Consider the following 13,771-nt stretch of genomic DNA (forward strand, 5'->3'; position numbering starts at 1 on the left):
GTCATCGATCCTGCAGATTTCAGAATCATGGCTTGAGCGAGCGACGATTTCGCGGGTCGTCAAGCAGACGGAGTATATATCGGCGGCAAGATCGAAAAGGCCGTTGGCGACACCGTCAACAGCCGCGACTGGCAAGTCGATGGCGTTGTCGATCAGGTCGCTGGTGGCGCGCAGAACCTCTACGGTCGTGCAAAGTCGGCGATCGGCGACGTCGTCGACGGCGCCCCTGAGCTTGCCGACAAGATCGGCAGCGAGGCGCGGGTCGCCGGTGATCGTGCGCTGGACGCCGCCAAGCGCGGTGCGCGGACGGCGCAGGACTCAGTCAAGCAGGCACCCGTGCTCTGGGCGCTTGGCGCGGCAGCGCTCGGCTACGGCCTGGCGTGGCTCGTGCACGGCCAGCGCGACTGATCGCGTGACCGTGGCCCCGGCCCTTAAGTCGCTGCGGGACTCCGCCGATCTGCGCCATTTGCGCCAGATCATCGCGGGGCTCGACGAAGGCGTCATCCTGGTCGACCCCGACCAATCGATCCTGTGGGCCAACGAAGCGGCGCTCGGGATGCACGGGGTCGACTCGGTCGAGGCGCTCGGGGCCACGGTCGACGATTATCGCCAGCGCTTCCAGCTGCGCTATCGCAACAACCACCGCTTGCGCGGCGCCGATTATCCGATCGAGCGCGTGGTTGCGGGCGAGGCGTTTTCCGAGGTCGTTGTCGAAGTCGCGGTCGCAGGCGAGGCCGAGCCACGCTGGGTCCACCAAGTGCGCAGCCTGGTGCTGACCAACGCCGAGGACGAGCCCGAATGTCTCGTCCTGGTGATCCAGGACGTCTCGGCACGCTTCGAGGCGGAGGATCGGTTCGAACAGTCGTTCAACGCCAATCCGGCACCGGCGGTCATCTGTCGGCTGAACGACCTGCGCTTCGTGAAGGTCAATCAGGGCTTTCTCGACATGACCGGGCACGACCGCGACACCGTGCTCGCAAAGACGGTCTACGACATCGACGTTCTGGCGCGCGCCGAGAAGCGCGATCTCGGCAAGGAGCGGCTCGCCGAGGGGCGGACCATCCCGCAGATGGAGGCCGAACTCGACTTGCCCACTGGCGAGACGAAACTCGTCATCGTCGCCGGGCAGCCGATCGACATGGGCGATCAACCGTGCATGCTGTTCACCTTCGCCGATCTCGAACCGCGTCGGAAAGCCGAAAACGCGCTGCGGCAGAGCGAGGAGCGCTTCACGCGGACCTTCTCACTCGCGCCGGTGGCGCTCGCGATCGGTGCGCTTGACGGGCATCGGCTGTGCGACGTCAACGCGGCCTTCACCGCACTGACGGGCTATGCCGCCGACGAAATCATCGGGCGTCCGCTCGGCGAAGTCGGCTTGTGGGAGACCCCGGCGCTGCAACACGCGCTCGAGGGCGAGATCGATGCGGGGCATGCGCTGCGCGATCGCGAAGTCCGGATCCGTTTGAAGGACGGCGCGGTCATCGACGGTATCGTTTCGACCGAACCGATCCTGCTGCGTGACGAAGCATGCGTGCTGTGGGCGATGCGCGACATCAGCACGCGCAAGGCGTCCGAACGCGAACTGGTCGGCGCGATCGAGGCGGTGATGAAGGATACCAGCTGGCTGAGCCGCTCGATCATGGAGAAGCTGGCGCGGATCCGCGCGCCGCAGGCCGAGCCGAGCGGAGTCGGGCTCGATGAGCTGACGCAGCGCGAGCGCGAAGTGCTGGCATTGATCTGTCGCGGGCTCGACGACAAGTCGATCGCGCGGACGCTCGATCTGTCGGGCAATACCGTGCGCAACCATGTCGCGCGGATTTATGCCAAGATCGGCGTCAATCGCCGCAACGCCGCTGCGGCATGGGCACGCGCGCGCGGCTTCGATGGCGACTCGATGTCGACATCGTCGACGAACGAACCGTCCGAACGGGAGGTGGCAGCATGACGCAGCGCCGCGACAAGGGCCGCGCCCGCCAAGCGAAGGGCTCAGTCCAGGAAGCGATCGGCAAGATCATCGGCGACGCCGATGTCGAACGGCAGGGGCGGCGCGAAAGCGAAGCCGGAGCCGATCAGGCCCGGGGCGAAAGCCCCATGATTAAGGACGGCGACGACTGACGCCGGTCCGGCAATTTTCTACCAACAGGAGTGACTATGGCTACCAATCTGACACCCGGCTTCGTGCCGGTTGATGACGCGCGTCTGGTGAAGACGCCGACGCGCATTTCGTGGGGTGCAATCTTCGCCGGCGTCGTGCTGGCGATCGCGATCCAGCTCGTGCTCGGCATTCTTGGCACCGGGATCGGGCTCAGCCTCGTCAATCCAGTCGAGGGCACGACACCAGGGGCGACCGGCTTCGGCATCGGCGCCGGGTTGTACTGGATCGTTACGACCGTGATCGCGCTGGGTGCCGGCGGCTATGCGGCGGCACGCGTCGCTGGCGTGCACGATCGCTTTGATGGTCTGGTCCACGGCCTGGTCGTCTGGGGCGTCACGCTGATCCTGACGCTGTATCTGCTCACGTCGGCGGTCGGCGGGATCATCGGCGGCGCGTTCCGCACCGTCGGCGCGGTTGCAGGCGCAGCCGGTAGCGGGATCGGTGCGGCGGCTCCCAAGGTTGCCGACGTGGCTGGCGTCGATACGTCCGACGTCCGCAACGAAGCCGCTGCCTATCTGTCGACCGCACCGTCCGACCCGGCGCAGATGACGCCCGAGCAGGCGCAGAAGGAAATCGCCAAGCAGCTCCCCGCGCTCGCCCGCGGTGGCACCGACGGCGCGCAGGCCGAAAGCCGGATCGTCGACATCGTCGCCGCCCAGCGCAAGATCAGCCGTCCCGAGGCACAGGCCCAGGTGACGCAAGCCAAGGCGCAGTTCGTCAAGACCAAGAACGACGCGATCAGTACCGCCAAGTCGGCGACCGACACCGCCGCCGGTGTGGCAGCGGGGACGTCGTTCATGCTGGTGATCGCGCTGCTGATCGGCGCCGGTGCCGCCGGCTTCGGGGCGACCACGGCCACGCGCCGCCGCTTCTAACACGCGTGCAGTGCCGCCCGGATCCCGGGCGGCATTGTCGTAACGCGACGTGTCCTGCGGCGCGGTCTTCAACCGGCTGCCGCAGGACACCGACCAGACGGCCACACGCGCGCAGGTCGATCGGCCAGCGCCTACCCCCGCCGCAAGCCGTCGGCATCGATCCGACCTGTCTGGCAATCGATTGCGGCAGCATCGCGCGCTTGCTCGCGCCGCCGCATGGCCGCACCGATCGCTGCGCAAGGCAGCGATACAGCATGACCGGGATCGGCGCCGCGAAAGCGCGATGCGGCCCTGGCCGAATGCCGGGCGCGAAACGCAGCTCCGCCAGCTGTTTACCTGTCAAAGACGCCCGCATATACGACGCCAGCGTCGGCGTTCGGTCCGGAGTCACGGCGCGACACCTACCGAGAAAGGATTTTTTGATGACGCTTCGTGTCGCCGCCATGCCCTTGCTGCTCGTCGCCGCCACCGCGTCCGCCCAAGTCGCCGCACCACCGCCGCCCGCGAAGGTCGCACCGGTCGCCGGGACGCCGGTGCTGCCCGCGTGGACCAAGCCCGCGATCCGCGGCGCGTGGAACGATGCGAAGCGCGCTCCCGATGCGCGTGCGAAGGCGCTGGTTTCGGCAATGACACGCGACGAGAAGCTCACCTTGGTGTTCGGCTATTTCGGGACGGATTTTCCGATCTTCCTCTACAAGGCTCCGGTCGAGGCGCATGCCGGCTCGGCCGGCTATGTCCCCGCGATCGCGCGGCTCGGCATTCCGGCGCAGCATCAAACCGACGCCGGGGTCGGAGTCGCGACGCAGGGGGGTGCCGCGGTCAAGCGCGAGCGGACCGCTCTGCCGTCGAACCTTGCGATCGCCGCGAGCTGGGACGTTGCGATCGCGCATGCCGGCGGCGCGATGATCGGCGACGAAGCGCGCCGTTCGGGCTTCAATGTCATGCTGGCGGGCGGCGTCGATCTGCTGCGCGAGCCGCGCAACGGCCGCAATTTCGAATATGGCGGCGAGGATCCGCTGCTCGCCGGGACGATCGTTGCCGAGCAAGTGCGCGGTATCCAGTCGAACCACGTCGTCTCGACGATCAAGCATTATGCGTTCAACGATCAGGAAACCGATCGCAACGCCGGCAATTCGATCATCGCGCACAGCGCCGCCCGCGTGTCCGACCTGCTCGCCTTCCAGCTGGCGATCGAGCGCGCCGATCCGGGGTCGATCATGTGTTCGTACAACCGCGTCGACGGCGCCTATGCCTGCGAGAATAGCTGGCTGCTGACCGATGTCCTGCGCACCGACTGGGGCTTCAAGGGCTATGTGATGAGCGATTGGGGGGCGACTCACAGCACCGCGCCCGCCGCAAATGCCGGGCTCGACCAGGATTCGGGCTTTCCCTTCGACACCCAGCCCTTCTTCGGCGCGCCGCTGCGCCAGGCGCTCGATAGCGGAGCGGTGACGCCCGCGCGGCTCGACGTGATGACGCACCGGATCCTGCGCGCGATGTTCGCGCAAGGGTTGTTCGAGCGTCCGGTCAGCGAACAGCCGATCGATCTTCCCGCGCACGCCGCCGTCACGCGCGCAGCAGCGGAGGCGGGCGCGGTGTTGCTCAAGAATGACGGTGACGTGCTCCCGCTCGCCGCGACCGCAAAGCGGATCGTCGTGATCGGCGGCCATGCCGACAAGGGGGTGCTCGCAGGCGGGGGATCCTCGCTCGTCTATCCGGTCGGCGGCAATGCCGTGCCGGGGCTGCTGCCAAAGACCTGGCCCGGCCCGATCATGTATTATCCCTCGTCGCCGCTCGACGAGATCAAGCGCCGCGCGCCGGGCGCGGAGGTCGCCTTTGCCGATGGCAGCGATCCCGCGGCGGCAGCGGCTCTGGCGCGCGGCGCCGATGTCGTGATCGTCTTTGCAACGCAGTGGCAGGGGGAATCGTTCGACGTGCCGATGGCGCTGGACGGCGCGCAGGATGCGCTGATCGACGCGGTCGGCGCGGCCAATTCCAAGACGGTCGTCGTGCTCGAAACCGGCAGCCAGGTCGCGATGCCGTGGCTCGGCAAGGTCGGAGCGGTGCTCGAGGCGTGGTATCCCGGCACTGCCGGCGGTGCGGCGATCGCCAATCTGCTGTTCGGCACGACCAATCCGTCGGGGCGCTTGCCGATGACCTTTGCGAGCAGTGTCGATCAGTTGCCCGATCCGGCCAAGCCGCACGCCGGCGACGTCGTCTACAAAGAGGGCGCGACGGTCGGTTACAAATGGTTCGACGCGAAGGCGATCACGCCGCTCTTCGCCTTCGGCCACGGCCTGTCCTATACGCGCTTCGCCACCGACGGGCTGACTGCGACCGCCGCCAACGGCGCGCTGACCGCCAGCTTAACGGTGCGCAACACCGGTGCGCGTGCTGGCGCGACGGTGCCGCAAATCTATGTCGCGCCGGTCGCGGGTGGATGGGAAGCGCCCAAGCGGCTCGGTGGCTTCACCAAGGTCGCGCTCGCGCCCGGCGCGCGCCAGACGGTGGCGGTGACGGTCGATCCACGCTTGCTCGCGACGTGGGACGAAGCCGGGCATCAGTGGCGGATCGCGGGTGGTCGCTACAAGGTGATGCTCGCCGACTCGGCGACCGACATTCGCCAGACCGTGACGGTGAGCCTGCCAGCGCGGACCATGCCGGCGACATGGCGCGCGCGGTAAGCGGCGTCCCCTGTTTTCTCTCGGCCCCCACCGGGGCTCGACGAATGCCGCCCGCGCGACAGCTGTTCCTCACCCGCCGTCGATGACGTGGGCTTGGCCTGTCGGGAAGGCCGACTCGAAGCGCGCCAGACCGAGCGCCAGCGCGGCGATCTCGGCGCGCGCGGTCGTCATCGCGGGTGTCGCGCAGCCGTTGCCGGAGCGAGCGGGAAGCGACCGTCCCCGGTTCGATCGCATTGCGGCGGAGCGCGGCTTGAGCCTGTGGATACCAATGAAATCCCATCGCTCGACATATTTCCCCGGCGGGCGCTGTCGCAGTGTCGGCCGCTGCGGCCACAGCGACGAACCTTTGGCAGGCGGCGAGCAACCTGCCTGAGCACGAGTCGCACGGGCAAGCGGGCTCCAACCCTGGGTGCGATGCGCGAGAGCCTGCCACCCCGACTGACAGATACGCTGGCGTGCCGGTGTCGTTGCGGGAATGTAACCGAATCAGCCTTTTAAGGTAATCTTTAGGTCTGGCGGTGCAGGGAAATGGATCACAGGAGCTTTGTTTGTGCCTCAGGAAATTGCGTTCGAATCCCTTTCCCTCACGACCCTAGACGGAATGAGCGACGTCGAACGCGATGCCTTGCCGTTCGGGATCGTCGGGTTCCCTGCGGATACGACGGTACAGGTCTATAACGCCACCGAGGCACGCCTTTCGGGGCTCGACCGTGCCAGCGTCATGGGCGTCCCGTTCTTCGAGGCGGTCGCGCAGTGCATGAACAACTTCATGGTTGCGCAGCGGTTCGAGGAAGAGCCTGAAATCGACGACATCGTGCCCTATGTCCTGACGCTGCGCATGCGGCCGACCAAGGTGCGGCTGCGCCTGCTGGCCTCGCCCGAAACGGCGCGCCGCTACGTTCTCATCGAACGCTAGGAGCCGCCATGACCGAGCGGTCGAGTGAAGAGCAGCTGCTCGAGTTCCTTTACGCATGCCCGGTCGGCCTGCTCGAATGCGACATGGCGGGCGAGATCGGGATGATGAATCCGCACGCTATGCAGCATCTGCTGCCGTTGGCGGGCCCGCGCGATGCCGGCAATCTGTTTTCGGCGTTGGAACAGCATGCGCCCGAGCTGCGCAGCATCGCTGCCGCGTTCGCCCCCGCGACTGGACGCGTCTGCGACGGCCATCGCATCTTCGTCGAGCTCGGATGTGCGCGGCGTACTACCCCGCGCAAGGTGCTGGCGTGCACGATGGTAAAACTTGCGCCCGATCGGCTGATGGTGACGCTGACCGATATCAGCCAGCAAGTCGTGCAGGAACAACGGCTTCGCCAGGCGGACACGTGGTTCGCAACGCTGCTGAATGGAATCAACGATTATGCGGCGCTGACCGTCCGGCCGGACGGTGAGGTCATCACTGGCGATCCCGGCTTCACGCGCCAGACGGGATACGATCTTTCCGCGGTGATCGGTCAAAAACTCGGCGACGTGCTGAAGACCGATACGACCGGCGGGGACTTGCGTCTGGACGAGCAACTGGTGGTCGCCGAGCGGGATGGCTGGCACCTGCAGGAAGGCTGGCAGCAGCGTGCCAACGGCGAGCGCTATTGGTGCCAGCGTCTGGTGGTCGCGCGCTCGCGTGATGACGAAACGGGCCCGATCGGCTTCTCCGTGATCCTGCGCGACGTGCCGCGGCGAGAAGCGGCGGCAGAGGATCTGCGACGCGTGCTGACCCGCGACCATCTCACCGGCGCCGCCAACCGGCGGCATTTCAGCCACGCAATGGAACGCGAGCAGACGCGGTGGCGCGACCTGCGGCATTCGCTGTCGCTGATCATGCTCGATCTCGATCATTTCAAGGCGATCAACGACACTTACGGGCATCCCGTCGGTGACATCATGTTGCGCCGCGTCGCGGAGGCGTGCGCGCCGTTGCTCCCGCCGCGTGGCGTATTCGCGCGGCTTGGGGGTGAGGAATTCGCTGCGCTGCTGCCACGGTACGATGGGCAACAGGCAATCGGGCTCGCCGAGGACCTGCGCGCGGCCATCGCCGCAATCGAGGTCGAGACGGCGGGCACGATATTGACGCTGACAGCCAGCTTCGGCTGCGCGACGCTGGATGAAGCGGACGGTTCGATCGACGCGCTGATCGCGCTGGCGGACAAGCGGCTGTATGCGGCCAAACGCGGCGGACGCAATCAGGTGTTCCAACCACAAGCCGCTGCAGCGTGAGCAGCGTCGAACTGCGGCGCTCCGCCGTGCATCGCATCGCGTGTGCCGCTGTGGCCGCCGAAGTGCGGCGGATCCGGGAAACGGTTTTGCCACCGCTTGTCGAGGGGATCTGGCCCGAGGCGATGGCGATCGACGAGGCGGGGCTTGGGCTCGATTCGCTCGAGCAGCTCGGCGCGCTCGGCGCGTTGGCGGAGATGTTCGATCTCGACGATAGCCTGCTCGATGAGGCTTCACCGAGCACCGTCGGCGCGTGGATCGACTGGATCATGGCCGGGCAGGCCCCGGCGGACAGCAACATGACGGTGAGGACGTCGGGTTCTACCGGCGAGCAGCGGCCGTGCGTCCATGCGACGTCCGATCTACTCGACGAGGCGGCGTGGCTTGCGGCGCGGTTTGCCGATCGGCGGCGCATCGTCGCGCTGGTTCCCGCAAACCATCTGTACGGCATCGTCTGGACCGCATTGGTGCCAAGCGTGCTGGGCGTTCCGATCGTCGTGCGTACGCTCGGCGCGCCGCTCGGCCTCGTCGCCGGCGATCTCGTCGTCGCGGTCCCCGAACAGTGGCAGGCGGCGCTGCGCCTGATCCGCCGTTTCCCCGAAGACGTGGTCGGCGTCAGTTCGGCAGGCGTGCTCGACGGATCGGTTGCCGATGCGCTCCGGGCGGCGGGGCTGGCGCGCCTGGTGGACGTCTATGGCGCATCGGAGACCAGCGCCATCGCGATCCGCGAAGTGCCGGCGGCGCGTTATGACTTGTTGCCGCGGTGGCGCCTCGTTCCGCACGGCGCGGACGACTGGCAGCTCAGCGACCGCGCTGGTGTGATCACGGACTTGCCCGATCACGTCGAGCGAACGGGCGATCGCGCCTTTCGGCTGCTCGGTCGGCGGGATGGCGCCGTGCAAGTCGCAGGACATAATGTCTGGCCGGCCCGCGTCATCGAAGCGTTGAGATCGGTCGATGGAGTGGCGGAGGCGGCCGTCCGGCTTAACGCAGCCGGGCGACTCAAGGCCTTCATCGTGCCGCGCGATCGGCAAGATCCTGTCACCCTCGGCGTCCTCCTTGAGCAGGTCGCGGCGGAGCAACTGACGGTTCACGAACGGCCCAAGAGCTTCCGTTTCGGGGCGGCGCTGCCCCGCAACGCGATGGGTAAATTGGAAGATTGGGCATGAACGACGGTGAAGTCGGCATCGGCGCTGCTGCGTATCCCGCCAAGGCGGCTTGCGCGGGTTGCAAGACGAGCAAGCCGTTGAAGACGCAAATCACCATGGCCTTCCAGCCGATCGTCGACATCGCGAGCGGATCGGTCTTCGCCTATGAGGCGCTGGTACGGGGCATCGCCGGCCAATCCGCGGCCGAGGTGATCGCGAGTGTCGAGCCGGACGTGATCTACAAGTTCGACCAGACCTGCCGCGTCAAGGCAATCGAGCTCGCCGGGGGTCTGTTCGCGCCCGACAGCGCAACGAAGCTCTCGATCAACTTCATGCCCAATGCCGTGTACGAGCCGAACGCCTGTATCCGGGCGTCGCTCGCTGCGGCGCGGCGTGTCGGGTTCGATCCGGCGCGGTTGATGTTCGAATTCACCGAAGACGAGCGGATGCGCGATGTCACCCACGTCCGTAGGATCATCGAGGCCTATCGCGCGCGCGGCTTCACCACCGCGATCGATGATTTCGGTGCCGGTTATGCTGGCCTCGGCTTGCTCGCCGATCTTCGCCCGGACATGCTGAAGCACGACATGAGGCTCATCCGCGGGATCGATTCCTCGATGGCGCGGCAGACGATCGTCGCGGGCGTCGCTCGCATGGCCGAAGCGCTCGGTATCGGTTGCATCGCCGAGGGGATCGAGACGGCTGCGGAATTGCAGACGCTGAAGACGATCGGGATCCGCCTTGCCCAGGGCTATCTGCTCGGCCGGCCTGCAATCGAAGCGCTTCCGCCCAGCTACCTGGTGCCGCCGCGTGGGGTGCTCGCGTTGGAGGATGTGAGGAGTACCCTCAACCGAGCATGGCCTTGGTCTGCACCGGTGCCCGAAGCGAGCGCGGCTAGGGTTTTGCCCGCCGCGCCGTCAGAACCTTTACCGGTGCTATCGGCACTTCGCCCTTGAATGCGCCACGCTGCGTGGCGGTTGGCGAGACGGGCGCGTCCATGATGCCGACGATCACATCCATGCCCTCCACGACGTGGCCGAACGCCGCGTAGCCAAGATTGTCCGCGGGCTGCCCCCGCCCGGCGTCGAGCGAATGCGTCTGATCGCCGACGCTGATCGTGAATTCGCCGCCGCCGGTGCCCGGCGCGCGGCGGGCGAGCGAGATTTCGCCGTCGGTGTGGTGAAGGCCGGTCTGTGTCGTCGGTTCGTGGGCAATTGGCGGGAGCAAGCGCTTGGGGTCACTGTTCGCCCCGAATTGCACGAAACCAAAATGATCGGCGGCCCTCACCGCGCGGTAGAATTCGGTGCCGTCGAGCTTCTTCTGTTCGACGTATTTGAGGAAATTGCCGGCGGTGATCGGCGCTTTCACGCTCTCGAGTTCGATCACGATCCGTCCCGCACTGGTCTCCAGCGCGACGCGCGGCAGCATCGGGGATGGCGCGGCAACCGGCACCGGTGCGGCCGCCGGCCCCTGCGCCAAAGTCGGGGTGCCAACAGCGACCAGCAGTGCGGCGAGACAGACCTTCATCGCATTTCCTCCTATCTCATAAGGCGTGTCGAATAGCTTCCGTCCGTCGTCCCGGCCACTTCCGATGACGAATCCCGGTGGCGGCAAATGTAACAGCGGCACGCCTCTCGCTTTGTGGGGCAAAGTGCGTCCAACTGGCGATGCGATGGATCGGCTCAACGCGGCGCGGCGCGAAGCGGGCTTCCGGACTTCCACGCCGGCGCGGTCGGCTGATCCGCGACGCGAGCCGCGAGCGTGTAGAAGAACCGGTTGAAGTCCGTGGCCGCTTGCCAGTCGATCGGCTGGTCGAGATCGTCCTGCGGCTTGTGATAGCCGGTCTTGTACCAGCGGCGGTAGATGCGCTCGCTCTCGGTGCCCGGGCGGTAGCCGAAGACGAACGCGGTCGCCGGAATCCCGGCCTGGAGGAAAGGCCATTGGTCGGCGCGGCGCAGCAGATTGCGCTCGGGCTCCGGATCGGGCTGGACGGCGATCTGCATGCCGGCGGCGACCGCGCGCGCATCGTCGCCGAGCGTGGTGTCCGTGAGCGCATGTACCGTCAGCAGCCGAAGCGGGAAGATCGGGCGCAACTGGTCGAGGTTGATATCGGCGGCGATGTGCGCGATCGGTACCGTCGGATGCGCGACGAACCAGCGCGCGCCGAGCAGGCCCTTTTCCTCGCCGGTGAAAGCGGCGAACAGCACTGGCCGCCGGAACCCGGACTGGTGCCGCCGCTCGGCCAAGCGGATCAGCAACGCGACATAGGCGGCATCGTCGAGCGTGCCGTTGTAGATGCGGTCGCCGGCAACGGGTTCGCCGGGGCCGTAGCCGTCGAGATGCGCCGACAGAACGATCGTCTGCGCGGTGAGCGCGGCAGCGGTGCCGGGCAAGCGTGCAAGCACGTTGGGCGCGCTGATCGCACGCTCCGCCAGTCGGAAATCGGCCCGGAAGCGGCCGGGCGTGTCGAAGGCGGGCAGGGGGGCGCCCGCGCTCCCCGCCGCGATCAGCTGCGCGGCATCGTGGCCGGCCCCTGCGATCATTCGACCGAGCGCATCGGCATTGAGGATGAAACGGGCGATCCCCGGCGCCTCGGGCGCGCTGCCGCGGATCCACACTGTGCGCGCATAGGCGAACGGCCAGCGCGGCGGCTCCACCGCGAAGCCGGGATCGGCGATGGTGACGAGCGCGACGGCACCCGCCGTCTTCACCGCGGCGGCGCGATCGGCATCCGTAGGCAGGCCGGTCCGGTGGGTCCCGTGACAGATCACCACCTTGCCGCGCACATCGCCGAGCGTACCCGCCGCGCAATAGCCGCGATACGCGATCGCAGCGTCGAACCGCGTCGGCATGCTAGGATAAGGGTTCGTCATGATGTCGTGCAGGAACCGCAGCGGCCGGGAATCAATGCGCACCGTCGCCTGTTCGATCGACAACGCCCGCATCGGCACGCGCTGGAAATAGCTGCCATTCTCGCCGGCGGGTACGAGCCCGGCGGCCGCGAACCGCGCCGCCACCATCGTCGCGGCGCGCTCGTAAGCGGCCGAGCCAGTGTCGCGCCCCGCCATCGCATCGCCCGAAAGCGCCGCGGTCGTCGCCCACCAGGCGCGCGTGTCGGGATCGACCGGCAGAGGTCGGGACGCCCCGGTCAGGAGCAGGCAAAGCGGGATCACCGCGCGGAAGGGCTTGAGCATAGCGGCGAAGCTGCCCAAAACGCGGCGCCGCGGCAAGGTGTACCGGTGCTCGACATCCACGTCGTCTCTGCCGACGCCCGAACCGAGGTCTTCGTGCGCCACGCGCGTGATCGCGACGTCGGAGCGCGGCGTGCCACCCCGAGGGAACCCCGGTCGACCTACGGGGCGTCCCCGGCATCCTGCGCTGTGTCGGCAGCCCGTCCTGACCCTAGTCGCGACCGCCGGATCAGTGTAGCCGGAAGGCAAGAGTCCCGGGGCGAGTGCTGTGCTCACGCCGGACGATCGAGCTTCGGAGTGACCGACATACCACGCAAGACAAATTACGACTTCGAACGCCGCGAGCGGGAAAAGACCAAAGCGGCCGAGACGGCGAAGAAAGCGCAAGCCAAGGCGGACAAGCGGGCCGTCGATCAGGCAACGCCGGATGCGGATGAATGAGGACGTCCTCAGGACGGCTGAAGCTGCGGTGAAAACGTCGGACCTCGGTCTCGCGCAGCTCGGCTGGAAAGCGTTCTTCAGCGAGCAGGTCTCTCTCGAGGAGAGCCGCAGCTTTCAGCCTGCCCGGGTGATTTCGGTTCACCGCGGAAGGGTGAGCGTTGCGGGTGAGGGGCTCGAAGATTCGATCCCCTCCAGTCTGCCCGTGGCAGGGGGCGCGGAGGACAGGCCGACCGTGGGCGACTGGCTGCTGGTCGACCGGAACAGCCGAACCATCGCGCGCATCTTGGCGCGGACGAGCCTGTTCAAGCGGCCTGCCCCCGGGGATGAGCGCCGGGTGCAGCTCATCGCCGCGAATGTCGACACGCTTTTCATCGTCACGGCGTGCAAGCAGGACTTCAACATCGCGCGGTTGGAACGCTATCTGGTGCTCGCGCGCGAGGTGGGTGTTCGTCCCGTCGTGGTCCTGACGAAGGCCGATCTATCGCCTGCGCCTGAGCTGCTGGTCGCTGCAGCGCGTGCGCTCCAGTCGGGATTGCAGGTGGAACTCGTCGACGGGCGAGATCCGGCGAGCGTCGCTCGCCTGGCAGACTATTGCGGCGTCGGACAGACCGTCGCGCTGGTGGGATCATCGGGTGTCGGCAAGTCCACGCTCGTAAAGACGTTGACGGGATCGAGCAGCATCGCAACCCAGGCGGTCCGTGAGGACGACGGCAAGGGCCGCCACACGACGACGGTCCGCGAGATGTATCGCCTCGCCAATGGCGCGAACGAAGGTGGCTGGCTGGTGGACACGCCCGGCATGCGCGAGCTCCAGATGTCCGAAGTGAGCACTGGAGTGACCGAGGTCTTTGACGATGTCACGAACGTGGCGCTCGAATGCCGGTTCTCGAACTGCACGCATATCGCGGAGCCCGGATGCGCTATCAACGCCGCGATGGCGGCGGGAGAGCTCGATCCCGCCCGCGTTGCCCGGTGGCGCAAGCTCGCGCACGAGGATGCGGCAAACAGCGGTGCCGCGGCCGCGCGCCGCTCCCGACCTGGAAACGCTGCAAACAGGCGATGACGC

General features: G+C 67.2%; 13 protein-coding genes. 10 read left to right on the forward strand and 3 right to left on the reverse strand.

The features are described 5' to 3' along the window. Positions 1 to 412: 412 nt before the first annotated feature. From QN347_RS12715 to QN347_RS12735, 5 genes are all read left to right on the forward strand, one after another. The gene (locus tag QN347_RS12715; RefSeq protein ID WP_189675290.1) at positions 413 to 1,945 is read left to right on the forward strand and encodes a PAS domain S-box protein; all 1,533 of its coding nucleotides are present in this window, start codon (positions 413 to 415) and stop codon (positions 1,943 to 1,945) included. Continuing rightward, positions 1,942 to 2,115 carry a CsbD family protein gene (locus QN347_RS12720; protein WP_189675289.1) on the forward strand — a complete coding sequence of 58 codons (174 nt, stop codon included), beginning with the start codon at positions 1,942 to 1,944 and terminating at the stop codon, positions 2,113 to 2,115. Before QN347_RS12715 ends, QN347_RS12720 begins: the two co-directional genes overlap by 4 nt. Before the next feature lie 36 nt (positions 2,116 to 2,151). Beyond that, positions 2,152 to 3,030, forward strand: a complete 879-nt coding sequence (locus tag QN347_RS12725; protein ID WP_322162801.1) for a hypothetical protein — start codon at positions 2,152 to 2,154, stop codon at positions 3,028 to 3,030. Positions 3,031 to 3,452: 422 nt separating this feature from the next. After that, the gene (locus QN347_RS12730) at positions 3,453 to 5,714 is read left to right on the forward strand and encodes a glycoside hydrolase family 3 C-terminal domain-containing protein (protein ID WP_322162803.1); all 2,262 of its coding nucleotides are present in this window, start codon (positions 3,453 to 3,455) and stop codon (positions 5,712 to 5,714) included. Between the two features lie 601 nt (positions 5,715 to 6,315). Further along, positions 6,316 to 6,630: a phosphonate transporter gene (locus QN347_RS12735; protein WP_133189496.1), complete on the forward strand. Its 315-nt coding sequence runs from the start codon at positions 6,316 to 6,318 to the stop codon at positions 6,628 to 6,630. On the opposite strand, the gene QN347_RS12740 is transcribed toward QN347_RS12735, so the two are convergent. Then, the gene (locus tag QN347_RS12740) at positions 6,627 to 6,884 is read right to left on the reverse strand and encodes a hypothetical protein (protein ID WP_322162805.1); all 258 of its coding nucleotides are present in this window, start codon (positions 6,882 to 6,884) and stop codon (positions 6,627 to 6,629) included. The genes QN347_RS12735 and QN347_RS12740 overlap by 4 nt on opposite strands. A gap of 93 nt (positions 6,885 to 6,977) precedes the next feature. Here QN347_RS12740 and QN347_RS12745 point away from each other — a divergent pair, with 93 nt between their 5' ends. The 3 genes from QN347_RS12745 to QN347_RS12755 are packed head-to-tail and all read left to right on the forward strand — an operon-like array spanning position 6,978 to position 10,029. Next, positions 6,978 to 7,928, forward strand: coding sequence for a sensor domain-containing diguanylate cyclase (locus QN347_RS12745; RefSeq protein WP_323494047.1), 951 nt, complete (start codon positions 6,978 to 6,980; stop codon positions 7,926 to 7,928). Beyond that, the gene (locus QN347_RS12750) at positions 7,925 to 9,094 is read left to right on the forward strand and encodes an AMP-binding protein (protein WP_322162808.1); all 1,170 of its coding nucleotides are present in this window, start codon (positions 7,925 to 7,927) and stop codon (positions 9,092 to 9,094) included. The genes QN347_RS12745 and QN347_RS12750 overlap by 4 nt, the downstream gene beginning before the upstream one ends. Continuing rightward, a complete protein-coding gene (locus tag QN347_RS12755) occupies positions 9,091 to 10,029 on the forward strand; it encodes an EAL domain-containing protein (protein WP_322162810.1) in 939 nt (312 codons plus the stop codon). Before QN347_RS12750 ends, QN347_RS12755 begins: the two co-directional genes overlap by 4 nt. On the opposite strand, the gene QN347_RS12760 is transcribed toward QN347_RS12755, so the two are convergent. Then, positions 9,968 to 10,600 (reverse strand): peptidylprolyl isomerase, encoded by a 633-nt coding sequence (locus QN347_RS12760; RefSeq protein ID WP_416194492.1) that lies wholly within the window; start codon positions 10,598 to 10,600, stop codon positions 9,968 to 9,970. The genes QN347_RS12755 and QN347_RS12760 overlap by 62 nt on opposite strands. 155 nt (positions 10,601 to 10,755) lie before the next feature. Beyond that, on the reverse strand, positions 10,756 to 12,369 hold the full coding sequence (locus QN347_RS12765; protein WP_323494048.1) for a M28 family peptidase: 1,614 nt from the start codon (positions 12,367 to 12,369) through the stop codon (positions 10,756 to 10,758). A gap of 192 nt (positions 12,370 to 12,561) precedes the next feature. On the opposite strand from QN347_RS12765, the gene QN347_RS12770 reads away from it, so the two are divergent. Together QN347_RS12770 and rsgA are read left to right on the forward strand one after the other, a co-directional pair. Then, positions 12,562 to 12,705, forward strand: a complete 144-nt coding sequence (locus QN347_RS12770) for a hypothetical protein (protein ID WP_165954417.1) — start codon at positions 12,562 to 12,564, stop codon at positions 12,703 to 12,705. Beyond that, positions 12,692 to 13,768 carry a ribosome small subunit-dependent GTPase A gene (gene rsgA, locus QN347_RS12775; RefSeq protein WP_322162815.1) on the forward strand — a complete coding sequence of 359 codons (1,077 nt, stop codon included), beginning with the start codon at positions 12,692 to 12,694 and terminating at the stop codon, positions 13,766 to 13,768. The genes QN347_RS12770 and rsgA overlap by 14 nt, the downstream gene beginning before the upstream one ends. Positions 13,769 to 13,771: the final 3 nt, after the last annotated feature.

It is taken from the genome of Sphingomonas sp. 10B4, assembly GCF_035019905.1.
In the GTDB taxonomy this organism is placed as follows: Bacteria; Pseudomonadota; Alphaproteobacteria; order Sphingomonadales; family Sphingomonadaceae; genus Sphingomonas; species Sphingomonas glacialis.